This window comes from Nonomuraea africana (genome assembly GCF_014873535.1).
Classification (GTDB): Bacteria; Actinomycetota; Actinomycetes; order Streptosporangiales; family Streptosporangiaceae; genus Nonomuraea; species Nonomuraea africana.
In genome coordinates this window covers 7,446,034-7,460,925 of record NZ_JADBEF010000001.1, presented here as the reverse complement: position 1 = coordinate 7,460,925, position 14,892 = coordinate 7,446,034, and the positions used below count along the sequence as shown (strand labels likewise).

At 67.8% G+C, this 14,892-nt stretch carries 15 protein-coding genes; 8 read left to right on the top strand and 7 right to left on the bottom strand.

Annotated features, from left to right (window positions below; genetic code table 11):
• Position 1 precedes the first annotated feature (1 nt).
• The 6 genes from gyrB to dnaA all read right to left on the bottom strand — a co-directional run bounded on the left by gyrB (position 2) and on the right by dnaA (position 8,215).
• On the bottom strand, positions 2–1,924 hold the full coding sequence (gyrB, locus tag H4W81_RS35470; RefSeq protein WP_397127942.1) for a DNA topoisomerase (ATP-hydrolyzing) subunit B: 1,923 nt from the start codon (positions 1,922–1,924) through the stop codon (positions 2–4).
• A 326-nt stretch (positions 1,925–2,250) separates the two neighbouring features.
• The gene (locus H4W81_RS35465) at positions 2,251–2,745 is read right to left on the bottom strand and encodes a DciA family protein (RefSeq protein WP_318782206.1); all 495 of its coding nucleotides are present in this window, start codon (positions 2,743–2,745) and stop codon (positions 2,251–2,253) included.
• Positions 2,735–3,967, bottom strand: coding sequence for a DNA replication/repair protein RecF (gene recF / locus H4W81_RS35460; protein WP_192778785.1), 1,233 nt, complete (start codon positions 3,965–3,967; stop codon positions 2,735–2,737). The genes H4W81_RS35465 and recF overlap by 11 nt, the downstream gene beginning before the upstream one ends.
• Positions 3,968–4,046: 79 nt before the next feature.
• A complete protein-coding gene (gene gnd / locus H4W81_RS35455; protein WP_192778784.1) occupies positions 4,047–4,988 on the bottom strand; it encodes a phosphogluconate dehydrogenase (NAD(+)-dependent, decarboxylating) in 942 nt (313 codons plus the stop codon).
• A 45-nt stretch (positions 4,989–5,033) separates the two neighbouring features.
• Positions 5,034–6,173 carry a DNA polymerase III subunit beta gene (dnaN, locus tag H4W81_RS35450; protein ID WP_192778783.1) on the bottom strand — a complete coding sequence of 380 codons (1,140 nt, stop codon included), beginning with the start codon at positions 6,171–6,173 and terminating at the stop codon, positions 5,034–5,036.
• Positions 6,174–6,697: 524 nt separating this feature from the next.
• A complete protein-coding gene (gene dnaA, locus H4W81_RS35445) occupies positions 6,698–8,215 on the bottom strand; it encodes a chromosomal replication initiator protein DnaA (RefSeq protein ID WP_192778782.1) in 1,518 nt (505 codons plus the stop codon).
• A 437-nt stretch (positions 8,216–8,652) separates the two neighbouring features.
• Here dnaA and rpmH point away from each other — a divergent pair, with 437 nt between their 5' ends.
• The 7 genes from rpmH (at position 8,653) to H4W81_RS35410 (ending at position 12,956) form a co-directional block, all read left to right on the top strand.
• On the top strand, positions 8,653–8,790 hold the full coding sequence (gene rpmH / locus H4W81_RS35440; RefSeq protein ID WP_043614899.1) for a 50S ribosomal protein L34: 138 nt from the start codon (positions 8,653–8,655) through the stop codon (positions 8,788–8,790).
• Between the two features lie 65 nt (positions 8,791–8,855).
• Positions 8,856–9,200, top strand: coding sequence for a ribonuclease P protein component (gene rnpA, locus H4W81_RS35435; RefSeq protein ID WP_192778781.1), 345 nt, complete (start codon positions 8,856–8,858; stop codon positions 9,198–9,200).
• A complete protein-coding gene (gene yidD, locus H4W81_RS35430; protein ID WP_192778780.1) occupies positions 9,197–9,463 on the top strand; it encodes a membrane protein insertion efficiency factor YidD in 267 nt (88 codons plus the stop codon). Before rnpA ends, yidD begins: the two co-directional genes overlap by 4 nt.
• Before the next feature lie 4 nt (positions 9,464–9,467).
• Positions 9,468–10,421 carry a membrane protein insertase YidC gene (gene yidC / locus H4W81_RS35425; protein WP_192778779.1) on the top strand — a complete coding sequence of 318 codons (954 nt, stop codon included), beginning with the start codon at positions 9,468–9,470 and terminating at the stop codon, positions 10,419–10,421.
• A 44-nt stretch (positions 10,422–10,465) separates the two neighbouring features.
• On the top strand, positions 10,466–10,954 hold the full coding sequence (locus tag H4W81_RS35420) for a Jag family protein (RefSeq protein WP_192778778.1): 489 nt from the start codon (positions 10,466–10,468) through the stop codon (positions 10,952–10,954).
• 224 nt (positions 10,955–11,178) lie between these two features.
• Positions 11,179–11,850: a 16S rRNA (guanine(527)-N(7))-methyltransferase RsmG gene (gene rsmG, locus H4W81_RS35415; protein ID WP_192778777.1), complete on the top strand. Its 672-nt coding sequence runs from the start codon at positions 11,179–11,181 to the stop codon at positions 11,848–11,850.
• 137 nt (positions 11,851–11,987) lie between these two features.
• Positions 11,988–12,956: a ParA family protein gene (locus H4W81_RS35410; RefSeq protein ID WP_225960536.1), complete on the top strand. Its 969-nt coding sequence runs from the start codon at positions 11,988–11,990 to the stop codon at positions 12,954–12,956.
• A 63-nt stretch (positions 12,957–13,019) separates the two neighbouring features.
• Here H4W81_RS35410 and H4W81_RS48935 read toward each other — a convergent pair whose 3' ends face one another.
• Entirely contained in the window at positions 13,020–13,187 is a 168-nt protein-coding gene (locus H4W81_RS48935) for a hypothetical protein (RefSeq protein ID WP_264083207.1), read from the bottom strand.
• A 182-nt stretch (positions 13,188–13,369) separates the two neighbouring features.
• On the opposite strand from H4W81_RS48935, the gene H4W81_RS35400 reads away from it, so the two are divergent.
• Positions 13,370–14,335, top strand: coding sequence for a ParB/RepB/Spo0J family partition protein (locus H4W81_RS35400; protein ID WP_192778775.1), 966 nt, complete (start codon positions 13,370–13,372; stop codon positions 14,333–14,335).
• Positions 14,336–14,892 lie beyond the last annotated feature (557 nt).

Here is a 14,892-nt window from a genome sequence, read left to right as displayed (position 1 = left end):
GCTAAACGTCGAGGAACCGGACGTCGCGCGCGTTACGGATGATGAAGTCGCGCCTGGCTTCCACGTCCTCGCCCATGAGCACGCTGAACAGGTCGTCGGCCTGGGCCGCGTCGTCGAGCGTCACCTGGCGCAGGAGCCTGGTGTCCGGGTTCATCGTGGTCTCCCACAGCTGCCCGGCGTTCATCTCGCCCAGACCCTTGAACCGCTGGACGTTGTCGCGCGGGCGGGGGTCGGGCTTGCCGGCCGCGATGCCCTGGGCGATGACCGCGTCACGCTCGGCGTCGGAGTAGGCGTAGGAGGCGTCGTCGCCCTTGCGGTCCCACTTGATCTTGTAGAGCGGCGGGCAGGACAGGTAGACGTGGCCCGCCTCGATCAGCGGCCGCATGAAGCGGAACAGCAACGTCAGCAGCAGCGTGTTGATGTGCTGGCCGTCGACGTCGGCGTCGGCCATCAGGATCACCTTGTGGTAGCGCAGCTTGGCGATGTCGAACTCGTCGTGCACGCCGGTGCCGAGCGCGGTGATCAGCGCCTGGACCTCGTTGTTCTTCAGGACCTTGTCGATCCTGGCCTTCTCGACGTTCAGGATCTTGCCGCGGATGGGCAGGATCGCCTGGAAGCGCGAGTCGCGGCCGCCCTTGGCCGAGCCGCCCGCCGAGTCGCCCTCGACGATGAACAGCTCGCACTTGTCGGGCTCGTTCCACTGGCAGTCGGCCAGCTTGCCCGGCAGGCCGCTGCCCGACTCGAGCAGCGACTTGCGCCTGGTCAGGTCGCGGGCCTGGCGAGCCGCCAGGCGGGCGCGGGCGGCCTGCAGCGACTTGTTGATGATGTCCTTGGCCTCGCCGGGGTTGCGCTCGAACCAGTCGCGCACGTGGTCGTTGCAGGCCTTCTGGACGAAGGACTTGGCCTCGGTGTTGCCCAGCTTGGTCTTGGTCTGGCCCTCGAACTGGGGGTCGGCCAGCTTCACCGAGACGATCGCGGTCAGACCCTCGCGGACGTCCTCACCGGAGAGGTTGTCGTCCTTGCCCTCCTTGAGGAACTTCTGCTCGCGCGCGTAGCGGTTGACGATGGAGGTCAGCGCGGCGCGGAAGCCCTCCTCGTGCGTGCCGCCCTCGGCGGTGTTGATGGTGTTGGCGAAGGTGTAGACCGACTCCGAGTAGGAGTTGTTCCACTGCATGGCGATCTCGACAGAGATGCCCTCGCCGTGCGCCTCGAAGTCGATGACCGACGCGTGCGCGGGCTCCTTCTTGGAGTTGAGGTGCTTCACGAAGTCGGACAGACCGCCCTCGTAGTGGTACTCGACCCGGTGGACCTCGCCGTTGATGTGGTCGGGCCGCTCGTCGGTCAGCGTGATCGTCAGACCCTTGTTGAGGAAGGCCATCTCCTGGAAGCGGCGCGAGAGCGTCTCGAAGTTCCACAGCGTGGTCTCGAAGATCCCCGGGTCGGCCCAGAAGGTGATCGAGGTGCCGGTCTCGTCGGTCGGCTCGTCCTTCGACAGGGGAGCGACGGGCTTGGACATCTCGAAGCGCTGGCGCCAGACGTGGCCGTTCTGCTTGATCTCCACGTCCATGGCTGTGGACAGCGCGTTGACGACCGCCGAGCCGACGCCGTGCAGGCCGCCGGAGACCGCGTAGGACTTGCCGTCGAACTTGCCGCCCGCGTGCAGCGTCGTCAGGACGACCTCGACGGCGGAGACCTTTTCCACAGGGTGGATGCCCGTGGGGATACCGCGGCCGTTGTCGACCACCCGCACGCCGTTGTCGGCGAGCAGCGTGACGTCGATGCGGTCGGCGTGGCCGGCGAGGGCCTCGTCGACGGAGTTGTCCACAATCTCGTAGACAAGGTGGTGGAGACCGCGCTCGCCGGTCGATCCGATATACATACCCGGGCGCTTGCGGACCGCTTCAAGCCCTTCGAGTACGGTGATTGAGCTAGCGTCGTAGGACAACTGCGAAATCCTCCTGCCGCGGACACGCGGCGGGGGAGGCGACACCTGCCAGTTGCCCCTGCCGTGCCCGTCACCGTCGTGAGTGCTCCGATGCGCGGTCACCCAGGGGAGTCGGCTCGCATGCCGCGGGTGACACGCAAGCGGACGTGTCCGGAATCCGCTTTCATTCTACCGGCTCCGCGGGCTGAAGGTGGCATTGAACGCGCCTGTGATGCCCTGTAGCTCGTTTTCCCCCCACTCAAGCATCCCCCCTCTGGGAGAGGTGCTCAGTCGCTCTGGGGCTGCCTGATCGCCAGGCATGGGATTTACCCGTAGGTGTCACCCGGTCCGCGACTGCCCGTGACGCGCAGCCCGCCGGTCGGCCTGGGCGCGTTCTGCGGCCCTCTGACCTTGACCTTCTTGACCGTGCCCTCGCCCAGCTCCTCGTTGAGCCTGCGGATGAGGGTGCGGGCCAGCAGCCGCACCTGCGTCGCCCACGCCGTGGAATCGGCGGCGATGATCACTTCGCCGTCCTCGAAGGCCTCCGGCTTGGTGTGGGCGGCGAGGTCGGGCCCCACGATCTCGGGCCACCTGCCGAAGACGCCGCCGACCGCGGCCGAGCGCTCCCAGCCCCTGGTGGCGAGCAGATCCATGATCGCCCGGCCGAACAGCTGCGGGTCGCCCGCGTCGCGCTGCTGCGCCTTCCTGCGCGGCTCGCGGCGGGGGAGCTGCCCGCGCCTGGCCGCGTCGGCCTTGGCCTGGGCGAGCTTCTCCCTGGCCAGCGCCGCCCCGCGGGCGGCCGGGTTCTCCTCATCGGACACGGGTCACACTCCCCCCAGCGACATCGAAACGGGAGCCGATCAGCTCCGTGGGCACGTCGTCGGCGACCGCGGCGGTGATCAGCACCTGCTCCGCGGGGGCGACGATCTCGGCGAGGCGGCGCCTGCGCTGGCTGTCGAGCTCGGCGAAGACGTCGTCGAGGATGAGGACGGGATCGCCGCCGTCGGCGCGCAGCAGGTCGTAGGCGGCCAGCTTCAGCGCCAGCGCGAACGACCACGACTCGCCATGGCTGGCGTAGCCCCGCGCGGGCAGCTCGCCCAGGCCGAGAATCAGGTCGTCGCGATGTGGACCGACCAGCGTGACGCCCCGCTCCAGCTCCGCCTGGCGGACCTCGAGCAGCCGCTCCCTCAACCGCGACTCAAGGGTTTTCCCCAGGTCTGTGGATAACGTCTGTGCATCAGGAGATCCGCTCCCACCGGCCTGTTCGTCCTCCGCGTCATCCCCACCTGTGGACAACGTGCTGCGATAGGACAGCTCCGCGGGGGCGCTCGTGGGCGCCAGCGAAGCATAGGCCGCGGCGACCAGCGGGCGCAGCGACTCGACGAGATCGAGCCGGGCCCGCAGGAGTTCGGCGCCGTGCCTGGCGAGGTGGGCGTCCCACACCTCCAGGGTGCTCAGGACGTCTCCCGCGCCCGCGGCGGCGAAGGCCGCCTCGCTCTCCGCCCTGCGCGATCCGCCGCGCCCACGGCGCGCCTGGGCGGCCGTACGCAGCAGGGCGCCGCGCTGCTTCAGCACGCGGTCGTAGTCGGCCCTGACGGCCGCGAAGCGCGGCGCACGGGCCACCAGGAGGTCGTCGAGAAAGCGCCTGCGCTCGGCCGGGTCGCCCTTCACCAGAGCGAGGTCTTCGGGCGCGAACAGCACCGTGCGCAGGATGCCGATCACGTCGCGAGGGCGGGGGACGGGGGAGCGGTTGAGCCGCGCCCTGTTGGCCCTGCCCGGGTTGATCTCCAACTCGACGAGCGCGCGCCGGTCCTCTCGCTGGACGGCGCAGCGCACGATCGCGCGGGCCGCGCCGTGCCGTACGAGAGGGGCGTCGTTGGCGACCCGGTGGCTGGAGTGCGTCGCCACATAGCCCATGGCTTCGACCAGGTTGGTCTTGCCCTGGCCGTTCGGCCCGACGAACGCCGTGACGCCAGGCTCGAGGCCGAGCTCCACGGCGGCGTAGGACCTGAAATCGGTCAGCGAGAGATGGGCGACATGCACCCCACGAAGGTTAGTGGGCCACACCGACCACTGGGGTCATCGCCGTGCACCCCTGTGGAAAACGGGTATGGCCCGCGGGTCACTCCGCCTCTCGCGGCGGGGTCACGTCGGCGCCGGGGGAGTCCGCGCCCTTCTCGGTGGCGCCCGCGGCCGAGGTGACCGCGTGGCCGCCGAACTGGTTGCGCAGCGCCGCGACCATCTTCATCGCGGGCGAGTCGTCCTGGCGCGAGGCGAACCTGGCGTAGAGCGCGGCGGTGATCACCGGCAGCGGGACCGCGTGGTCCACCGCGGCCTGTACGGTCCACCTGCCCTCGCCGGAGTCCTGTGCGTAACCCTTGAGCTCGTCGAGGTGCTCGTCGTCGTCGAGCGCCCGGACCAGCAGGTCGAGCAGCCACGACCTGATCACCGTGCCGGTGCGCCAGCTGGAGAACGAACCCCGGACGTCCTTGACGATGTCGGAGGCCTCGAGCAGCTCCCAGCCCTCGGCGTAGGCCTGCATCATGCCGTACTCGATGCCGTTGTGGACCATCTTCGCGAAGTGGCCCGCGCCGACGTCGCCGGCGTGGACGAAGCCGTCCTCGCCCTCGGGCTTGAGCGTCTCGAAGATCGGCATCAGCCGCTCGACGCTGGCCTTGTCGCCGCCGCACATGAGCGCGTAGCCGTTCTGCAGGCCCCACACGCCGCCGCTGACGCCGCAGTCGACGAAGCCGATGCCGTGCGCCTTGAGCTCCTCGGCGTGGCGCTGGTCGTCCACATAGTGCGAGTTGCCGCCGTCGATCACCAGGTCGCCCTCGTCGAGGAGCTCGCCGAGCTGGTTGACCGTGAGCTGGGTGGGTTCGCCGGCGGGCACCATGACCCACACCGCGCGCGGCGTCTGGAGCCGGTCGACGAGCTCCTTGAGGCTGGAGACGTCGCTGACCGCCGGGTCGCGGTCGTATCCGACCACCTCGTGACCGCCGCGGCGCAGCCGCTCGGCCATGTTGCCGCCCATCTTCCCGAGCCCGACCATGCCGATCTGCATGTTGATAACCCCCTTGTCAGGCTTCCATCATCGCCGATGGCCGTGTCAGCTGGACAAGCGGATAGGCATGATCAGGTAACGGTAGTCGGGAGTGCCGTCGTCGTCCACAGGCTTGCCGCCAGTGAGGATAGCGGGCTTCGTCGAGGTGGTCATCTGCAGCCTGGCGACGTCGGAGTCGATCGCGCCGAGGCCCTCGAGAAGGAACTGGTGGTTGAAGGCGATGTTCATCTCGTCGCCCTGGTAGTCGACCGGCAGCACCTCGACGGCCTGCGCCTCGTCGCCGCTTCCCGCCTCCAGGACGACCTCGCCGCCGCGGAAGGCCAGCCGTACGGGGGTGTTGCGCTCGGCGACCAGCGCCACACGCTTCACGGCCTCGACGAACGGGCCTGTGGACAGATCGGCCTTGGCCGAGAACTCCGTCGGCAGCAGCGAGCGGTACTTGGGGAACTCGGGGTCGAGCAGGCGCGTGGTGGTGCGGCGGCCCGCGCTGGAGAAGCCGATCATGCCCTCGCCCGTGCCGCCGGCCGAGCTGAGCGCGATCTCGACCTCGGCGCCGGTGGATCCGAGCGCCTTGGCGGTGTCGGCGAGCGTCTTTCCGGGGATCATCGCGATCGCCGAGAAGTCGGGCTGGCCCGGCTGCCACTTCAGCTCTCGTACGGCGAGGCGGTACCTGTCGGTGGCCGCGAGCGTGACGGTGTCGCCCTCGATCTCCATGCGCACACCGGTGAGCATCGGCAGCGTGTCGTCCCTGCCCGCGGCGACGGCCACCTGACCGACGGCCGAGGCGAAGACGTCGCTGCCCACCCGGCCCGCGGCCGGCGGCATCGAGGGGAGCGACGGGTAGTCCTCCACAGGCATGGTCAGCAGGGTGAACCGCGCGCTGCCACAGGTGACGACCGCCTTCGCGCCGTCCACGACGAAATCCACAGGCTGTGCGGGAAGGGCGCGCGTGATCTCGGCGAGCAGCTTGCCCGAGACCAGCACCACGCCCGGCTCACCGGTCTGGGGTTCGAGGGTCACCTCGGCGGAGACCTCGTAGTCGAAGCCCGAGAGCTTCAACTGGCCCGCGTCGGTGACTTCCATGCGCATGCCGGCCAGGACGGGCACGGACGGGCGCGCAGGGAGGCTGCGTGCCGTCCATGCGACCGCCTCAGCGAGCACGTCGCGCTCGATCCGGAACATCACGGGGATCAGCCTCCTGCTTTGGTCGTCGCTGCTTGTTCAGTGTTCACTCTCCCGCACCTGAGCTCCGGGAGAACCCCTCTATGGGTCTTTGAGTTTCTTAGTAAGAGATAGAGGAAGTCATCTTCATAGGGGCTGTGGATGTTGTGGATGACCGACGTTTCCGCAGCTCATCCCGGCTGTTTTCATCCACTGCCGGTGTGGGCGAAGCCTGGGGAGAACTTCGGCGCCTGGGGATGACGCCGCGTTGCCCACAGGCCGTCCCCAGATCGGGGGGTCGTCGTCCACCGGTTATCCACTGGGTTTCAACAGGTTATCCACGGGGAAAAGAGGGTCACCTGGAACTCCTGTTTCGCCTGTTCACAGGGCGTCCACAAGTTGTCCACGAGTTGTCCCCAGGTTGTCCTCAAGATGTCCCCACCCTTATCCCCAGGCTCTGTGGGCGGTGTCGGCGCTTTTTGATCTTCATCTGCCCCCGGAGAGGCCGTCTGAGCTGGTCCACAGAGTTATCCACAGGGTGTGTACAGTCAGGCCTTCGATGTCTGCTTTATGCGCATCGTCAGCTCGTTGACCTGGTTGTACATGGAGCGGCGTTCGGCGATGAGCGAGCGGATCTTCCGTTCGGCGTGCATCACCGTGGTGTGGTCGCGGCCGCCGAACTGCTGCCCGATCTTGGGGAGCGAGAGGTCCGTCAGCTCTCTGGCCAGGTACATCGCGATCTGGCGGGCGTTGACGAGCGCTCTGCTGCGCGAGCTGCCGCACAGGTCGTCGATGGAGATCCCGAAGTACTCGGCGGTCTTCGCCATGATCGTGGCGATCGTGATCTCCGAACTCGCGTCGGTCGTGATGAGGTCCTTCAGCACCACCTCGGCCAGCTGGAGATCCACACCCTGCCTGTTGAGGCTGGCGAACGCGGTGACCCTGATCAGCGCGCCCTCGAGCTCGCGGATATTCGTGGAGATCCGGCTGGCGATGTACTCCAGCACCTCGGGCGGGGCGGCCAGCCCCTCCTGGATCGCCTTCTTCCTGAGGATCGCGATGCGCGTCTCCAGCTCGGGTGGCTGGACGTCGGTGATCAGGCCCCACTCGAACCGGTTGCGCAGCCGGTCCTCCAGGGTGATCAGCTGCTTCGGGGCCCGGTCGCTGGAGATGACGATCTGCTTGTTGGCGTTGTGGAGGGTGTTGAAGGTGTGGAAGAACTCCTCCTGCGTCTGTTCCTTGCCCTCGAGGAACTGGATGTCGTCCACAAGCAGGATGTCGATCGCCCGGTACCGGCTGCGGAAACCGTCGGCCTTGTGGTCGCGGATGCTGTTGATGAAGTCGTTGGTGAACTCCTCGGAGCTCACGTACCTCACCCGCGCGCCGTCGTAGAGCGACTGGGCGTAGTGGCCGATCGCGTGGAGCAGGTGGGTTTTCCCCAGGCCCGAGTCGCCGTAGATGAACAGCGGGTTGTAGGCCTTGGCCGGCGCCTCCGCCACCGCGACGGCAGCCGCGTGCGCGAAGCGGTTGCTGGCGCCGATAACGAATGTCTCGAATGTGTATTTCTGGTTCAGCCTGGCGGGCTCGCTCGGCTTGGTGCTCTTGGCTTCCCACCGGTTCTGTGGAGGCTCGGGCTGCGCCTGTGGATATTCGGTGGATACCTGTGGAGGCTCGGGCGGCGGAGCGTAGAAGGGAGTGGTCTCCGGGGCCTGGTAGCTGGGCTGTGCATAACTCTGCACAGGCTCGGGCGCCTGGGGAAAACCCCCGTTCACAGGCTGGGGATGAGACTCGCCCATCGGCTGGTCGGGGGTGGTCGTGTCGATCATCACGGCCAGCCGTACGGGGCGGCCGAGCTCCTGGGAGAGGGCGTGGCCCACATGGGAGCGCAGCTTGCCCTCGATGAGGTCCTTGAGGAACTCGTTGGGGACGCCGAGGACGATCGTGTCGCCCGCCATGGCGATCGGCCTGACCATCGCCAGCCAGGTCCGCTGCTGGATGGGCAGGTTGTCGTTGAGGAAGTTGGCCAGCGCGCGCGCCCATACCGTGCCGAGGTCGTCCCCGTTCATGGTGTGGCTTCCCCTCCATTGTTTATCCACACAGAGCAAGCAGTCATGATCGCTGTTCGCTCGTCTATCCACAGGCCGTCCGATGTGCGATCTCCCCAGGTGTTCCACAGGAGATCCACAAGTTGTGCACAGAGTGATCCCCTCGTTACGGCTGGGGTCGGGGAGTTGTGCACACCTGTGCTCAGGTCGTTGTCCACAGACTAGTGGCACCTGAGTGCACAGACTGTGGACGCGCGAACCCCGGTGGAAAAGTTGCCTGTGGAAACGTGGAAAACCCGGCCGGTTTGACCTGGAGCGTGCCTGGCCCGTAACGTACGACGGTCGGCTTGTCGCGTGACGGCTCTTTTGCATGCCCTCTCGACTTCGGCAGGCCAGCCATGTGTGTCACGCGCTCCCGCTCGAAGGCGGGGGTGCACTTTCAAGCCTGGAGCCCACTCGTGAGCAAGCGTACTTTCCAGCCGAACAACCGTCGCCGCGCGAAGACCCACGGCTTCCGGCTGCGTATGCGCACCCGGGCCGGCCGCGCGATCCTCGCCGCTCGTCGCCGCAAGGGCCGCGAGAAGCTGTCGGCCTGACGGTCGCCCTGTCCCAGCTTGGTCGCCCGCCGGCGCTTCTCGTCGGCGGGCGATAGGCGTCTGACGTGTTGTCACGAGAGTCCCGCATGCGGCGGGGTGAGGATTTCTCCGCCGCGGTCAAGCGAGGAACCCGGGCCGGTCGCCCCACCCTCGTCCTGCATCTGAAAGTCGCGGGAGACGGACCGCCACTGGTCGGCTTCGTGGTGAGCAAGGCCGTGGGCGGCGCCGTCGTGCGCAACAAGGTCAAGCGGCGGCTCCGACACCTGATGCGGGACCGTCTAGCAAGGCTGCCGCGAGGTAGCCTGCTTGTGGTACGCGCTAATCCACCTGCCGCGTCCGCGCGACACGAGCGCCTTGCCGCTGAACTCGATGCCGCGCTGGATCGTTTGTCAAGGCGAGAACAACGATGACGGAGCAGACTGGCCTTCCTGCTCGGGCGCTGATGGCCCCGATCAGGTTCTATCGGGCGTTCATCAGCCCGATGCTGGGTCCACGCTGCCGTTTTTACCCCTCATGCAGTGCTTATGGGCTTGAGGCGATAGCCGTACATGGTGCTTTGCGCGGCATATGGCTGACTGTCCGGCGCATCGGGCGTTGCCACCCATTCCATCCCGGAGGTTTTGACCCGGTGCCCCCACGCCCGGTTCGGTCCCACGAAACGCAAGGGAGCTAGCTCGGTGGAGCTGTCCTGGCTTAACTGGCTCTACACGGCCATCGCCCAAGTCCTCACCTGGATTCACCAGGGCTACAGCACCTTCCTCGACCCCGACAGCGGGCTCGCGTGGGCGCTGACCCTCATCACGATCACCGTCGCCATGCGGCTGCTGATCTTCCCGCTCTTCCTCAAGCAGATGAGCTCGTCGAAGAAGATGCAGGAGCTCGCGCCGAAGGTGCAGGAGATCCGCAAGCGCTACAAGAACGACAAGCAGCGCATGAACGAAGAGGTCATGAACCTCTATCGGGGCCAGGGCGCCAACCCCCTCGGCGGCTGCCTGCCCGTTCTCGCGCAGTTCCCCATCTTCATCTCGATGTTCACCGTGCTGAACGCGATGGCGCACGGCGAACTCAAGTTCGGGATGACGCAGCAGTTCGTCGACAGCGCGCGAGCCGCCCACATCTTCGGCGCGCCGCTGCCCGCCAACTTCTTCATGAGCGGCACCCAGATCGAGTCCTTCGGCGCCGGTGTCGTCCAGACCAAGATCGTGCTTGCGATCTTCGTGGCGATCAGCTCGCTGACGACGTTCCTCACCGTCAGGCAGAGCGTCACCCGCTCCATGCAGCAGATGCCCGACAACCCCATGGCGTCGCAGCAGAAGATCCTGATGTACATCTCTCCGCTGTTCGCCTTCTTCAGCCTCAACTTCCCGCTGGGCCTGATCTTCTACTGGGTCACGACCAACCTGTGGACGCTGGGCCAGCAGCACTGGTTCTACGCCCGCAACCCCGCGCCCGAGTTCGACGCCAAGGGCAACGTGATCCCCGTCGCGCCCAAGAGCGGCCTGCTGTCCAAGGTGAAGAAGAACGCGCCGGCCGCCGAGGAGGCGCCGCCGGAGAAGCCGGAACCCAAGATCATCCGGCAGCAGCCCAGCAGGCAGCCCCGCAGCAAGCGCACGGGCAGCAAGAAGTCTTGACCCACACCACGACGTCGATCCACAGCACGAAAGAGAGGCCCGACGTGACCGAGGCCGAGCAGGAGAAGGCTCCGGATCTTGCGGCGCTTGAGCAGGAAGGCGAGATCGCGGCGGACTACGTGGAGGGTCTGCTCGACATCGCCGACATCGACGGCGACATCGACATGGATGTCGAAGGGGACCGTGCGCTGGTCTCCGTCGTCGGTGTCAAGGGCACCGACCTGGTCGGCCCGGGTGGCGAGGTTCTCGAGGCGCTCCAGGAGCTGACCCGCCTGGCCGTCCACCGGCAGACGGGGGAGCGGTCCAGGCTCATGCTCGACGTCTCCGGCTACCGGGAGAAGCGCAGGGCCGAGCTGAGCAAGCTGGGCACCGAGGTCGCCGAGACCGTCAGGCGCAACGGCGAGCCGAAGTCGCTGCACCCGATGACCCCGTTCGAGCGCAAGATCGTGCACGACGCTGTCGCCGCCGCCGGGCTGCGCAGTGAGTCCGAGGGCGAGGAGCCGCACCGTTTCGTGGTCGTCCTGCCCGTCTGATCCATCCGTCGGGTACGGCAGGCGCCCGCCAGGCCGTCGGCTCCTCTGGGGCTGGCGGCCTTTCGTTTGGCATCCGCCTGCTCCCCGTGTCCCGCTCCTACGGGGCCTTCGCGCCTCGGTCGCGCGGGCCACGGGTGCGGCTAGTCTTCGTCCCTGGAGGCCCTACGCCCGGGGCCACGCCATACCACCCAGTACCCGCACATTCAGGAAAGGCCACCGGATCAGTGAGCGACGAGCTGACGGCTCCACCGCAGATAGCGCGCGAGGTGTTCACCGGCGACGCGTGGGACAGGGCGCAGGAGTTCGCACGGTTGCTGGCCGGTCCGGGGGTCGTCCGCGGGTTGCTCGGCCCGCGTGAGGTGCCCCGGATCTGGGACCGCCACCTGCTCAACTGCGCCGTGGTCGCCGAGGCCATCCCCGAGAACGTCCGTCTGGTCGACATCGGCTCGGGCGCGGGCCTGCCCGGCCTGGTCCTGGCGATCGTACGGCCGGACCTCACGGTCACGCTGCTGGAGCCGCTGCTCCGCCGTACCGTGTTTCTCGAGGAGTGCGTCGCCGCGCTCAAGCTCGACAACGTCGAGGTGCTGCGCGGACGGGCCGAGGATCTGGCGGGCAAGCGGGAGTTCGACGTCGCCAGCGCCCGGGCCGTGGCACCGCTCGACCGTCTCCTGAAGTGGTCGATGCCGCTCCTGCGCGAGGGCGGCCAGCTCATCGCCATGAAGGGGGAGCGCGCGGCAGAGGAACTCGCCGAGGCCGACGCACAGTTGCGGGCGTGTGGGGCCCAGACGGCCGAGCTGATCTCGGTCGGGCACGGTAAGGTCGAGCCGCCTGCAACTTTGGTCCGAGTAGTCGCGGGTCGCGCGCCGGCGTCAGGACGGCGCCGACGAAAGAGGTGACGGTTGTGCCGGACTCGTCCAGCGGACTCGGGTGGCCGGGAAAACCCCGCCCCGAGAGCCCGTCAGGTCTCGGCTGGCCGGAAATGGGCGTGTCGCGGCACAGCATTGCGGGCAGCACCCGGCCGCTGGTTGAAAGGATGGCCATCGTGACCCAGACCCCCCTTAACCCCGGCGATTCGCCGCTGGTACGAGAGGCACTCAGTTCCGTGGTTTCACGTGAAACATCTGCGACCCAGACGGCAGACGCTCCTCCGCCGGACGCCTCCCTCTCGGAAGCCCCCACGTCGGACACCCCCGCGCCTCGCGGCGGTTCGTGGCCGCGTCCTTCCAAGTGCCGTGTCATCGCTGTCGCGAACCAGAAGGGCGGCGTCGGCAAGACGACGACCTCCGTGAACCTCGCGGCCGCTCTGTCGATGAACGGTGAGCGCGTGCTCGTCGTCGACCTCGACCCCCAGGGGAACGCCTCGACCGCCCTGGCCACCGAGCACCGCGGTGACGTCCCCGACGTGTACCAGGTGCTCGTCGACGACCTGCCGATGGCGGACATCGTCAAGGAGGTTCCGGACATGCCGGGCCTCTACTGCGCTCCGGCGACCATCGACCTGGCGGGGGCGGAGATCGAGCTCGTCTCGCTGGTCGCTCGTGAGGCGCGGCTTCGTCGCGCGCTGTCGGCGTTCGACGCGGTGGAGCTCGACTACATCATCATCGACTGCCCGCCGTCGCTGGGGCTGCTGACCGTCAACGCGCTCGTGGCGGCGGACGAGGTGTTGATCCCGATCCAGTGCGAGTACTACGCGTTGGAGGGGTTGGGGCAGCTGCTGCGGAACGTTGACCTGATCAAGGCGCATCTGAACCCGACGCTGAACCTGTCGACGATCGTGCTGACGATGTACGACGGGCGGACGAGGCTGGCGTCGCAGGTGGCGGACGAGGTGCGGGCGCACTTCGGGGACACGGTGCTGAACACGGTCATCCCGAGGAGCGTGCGGTTGTCGGAGGCGCCCAGTTACGGGCAGTCGGTTATGACGTATGACCCGGGGTCCAGTGGGGCCATGGCTTATATGGATGCGGCTCGGGAGATCGCGTATCGGGCGGTGACGGTCTGATCGGGGTGCGGGCGGGGGAGCCGTCGCTGTGAGGCTCTCCCCTTCCGCCACACTTCCCCCTCATTAGCCGGAGCTCCCGGCCTCTGCAACCGCAGACTTCCACCCACGCTCGACTCCCTTGAGCCTGGCCTCCTTGAGCCTGGCCTCCTTGGGCCTGGCCTCCTTGAGCCTGGCCTCCTTGGGCCTGGCCTCCTTGGGCCCGGTACCCTTGGGCCCCCCGCCCGCCCGCATCGCATGGCCACCAAGGCGATCAGCACTCCGTGCCTCCGCCGTAGCCGCATCCTTCAGGTACGGCTTGGGCGGGATGTGGCAAACCCGACCGAACTGCGTGTGGCGAGCGGGCACTCGGATGCGCCTGCGACGGTAACCTCTCCTGATGTGACCGGAAGCGGCCGGGTGGATGAGGAGACGCAGTGAGTCAGCAGCGGCGGGGACTGGGAAAGGGACTCGGGGCGCTCATCCCGACCGGCCCGATCGTTGACGGCACTGGGGCGGTGCCACCAGCTGGCGGTTCGGGGCAGGACGCGGGTCCGCAACCCATCGCCGGGGCGTACTTCAGGGAGATCGCCCTCAAGGCCATCACCCCGAACCCTCGCCAGCCGCGTGACTTCTTCGACGACGACCGCCTGGAGGAGCTTGCCGCCTCGATCAAGGAGGTCGGTCTCCTCCAGCCGATCGTGGTGCGGTCCGTGGGGGGCGGCAACTACGAGCTCATCATGGGGGAGCGCCGCTGGCGCGCCTGCCAGCTGGTCGGCCTCGACCCGGTCCCCGCGATCGTCCGTAACACACAGGACGACGAACTGCTCCGCGATGCCCTGATCGAGAACCTCCAGCGCGAGCAGCTCAACCCGCTCGAAGAGGCCGCCGCCTACCAGCAGCTGCTGGACGATTTCGGCGCCACCCACGAACAGCTCGCCCAGCGCGTGGGACGGTCACGTCCGCACATCTCCAACACGCTCCGCCTCCTCAATCTCCCGCCTGATGTCCAGCTGACGGTCGCCGCGGGCGTTCTCAGCGCCGGCCACGCCCGCGCCCTGCTCGCTCTGGATGATCCGCGGGCGCAGGAGTACCTCGCCAAGCGCATCGTGGCCGAGGGGCTCTCCGTCCGCACGGTGGAGGAGATCGTCGCGACCGGCGGCGCCAAGGCGGCGGGTGCCGCACCCAAGGAGCGTACGGCGAAGCGCCCGTCCATGCCTGGACTCGTGCACCTGGCGGATCGCCTCTCCGACCACTTCGAGACCAAGGTGAAGGTGGACCTGGGTCGCAGGAAGGGACGCATCGTCGTGGAGTTCGCCACGATCGACGACCTTGAGCGCATCATCGGTGCCATGGCCCCAGAGGCGGCCCACGCCATGCGCGAAGGAGGCGAGGTGGCCTAGCCCGCCACCATCTTCGCGCGCCAAGCGGACTGGCTGCCAATCGGGCCGGCTCCTTCGAGGGCGCCCCTCCAGGAGGTGGCCTAGCCGCCGCCGTCTTCGCACGCCAAGCGGACTTGCCTGCCAATTGGGGCTGGCTCTTTGGAGGGCGCCCCTCAAGTCCCCGCTCCCCGCCCGACAGGCCCTACTCGAGGGGCGTTGTTTCACGTGAAACCCTGACGCCCTCCGTGCAGGCACGGAACGTCGCGTGCTGGGGGAGACCGTGTTTCACGTGAAACCACAGCAGGGTCCATCCACCGACGTATCGCCTTCACGCATCCCCGGGGGCCTCCCTCTCCTAGCCGCCGCGTCGCCGGGTTCGCCCGGTCCCTCAGCTCTGCGCCCCAGCCCCACCTCCAGTCCCGCAACCTCGCGGCGGTCGCCCTGTCGCTACCGCTCGCGGTCCTTACTGCCGCGTCACAGGGTCAGTTGCGCGGGTTTCACGTGAAACAGCGGGTCCTCACTCCCGGCGAGAGGTCAAAAGTGCCAACGCAGCGTTTCACGTGAAACCCCGCACGAAG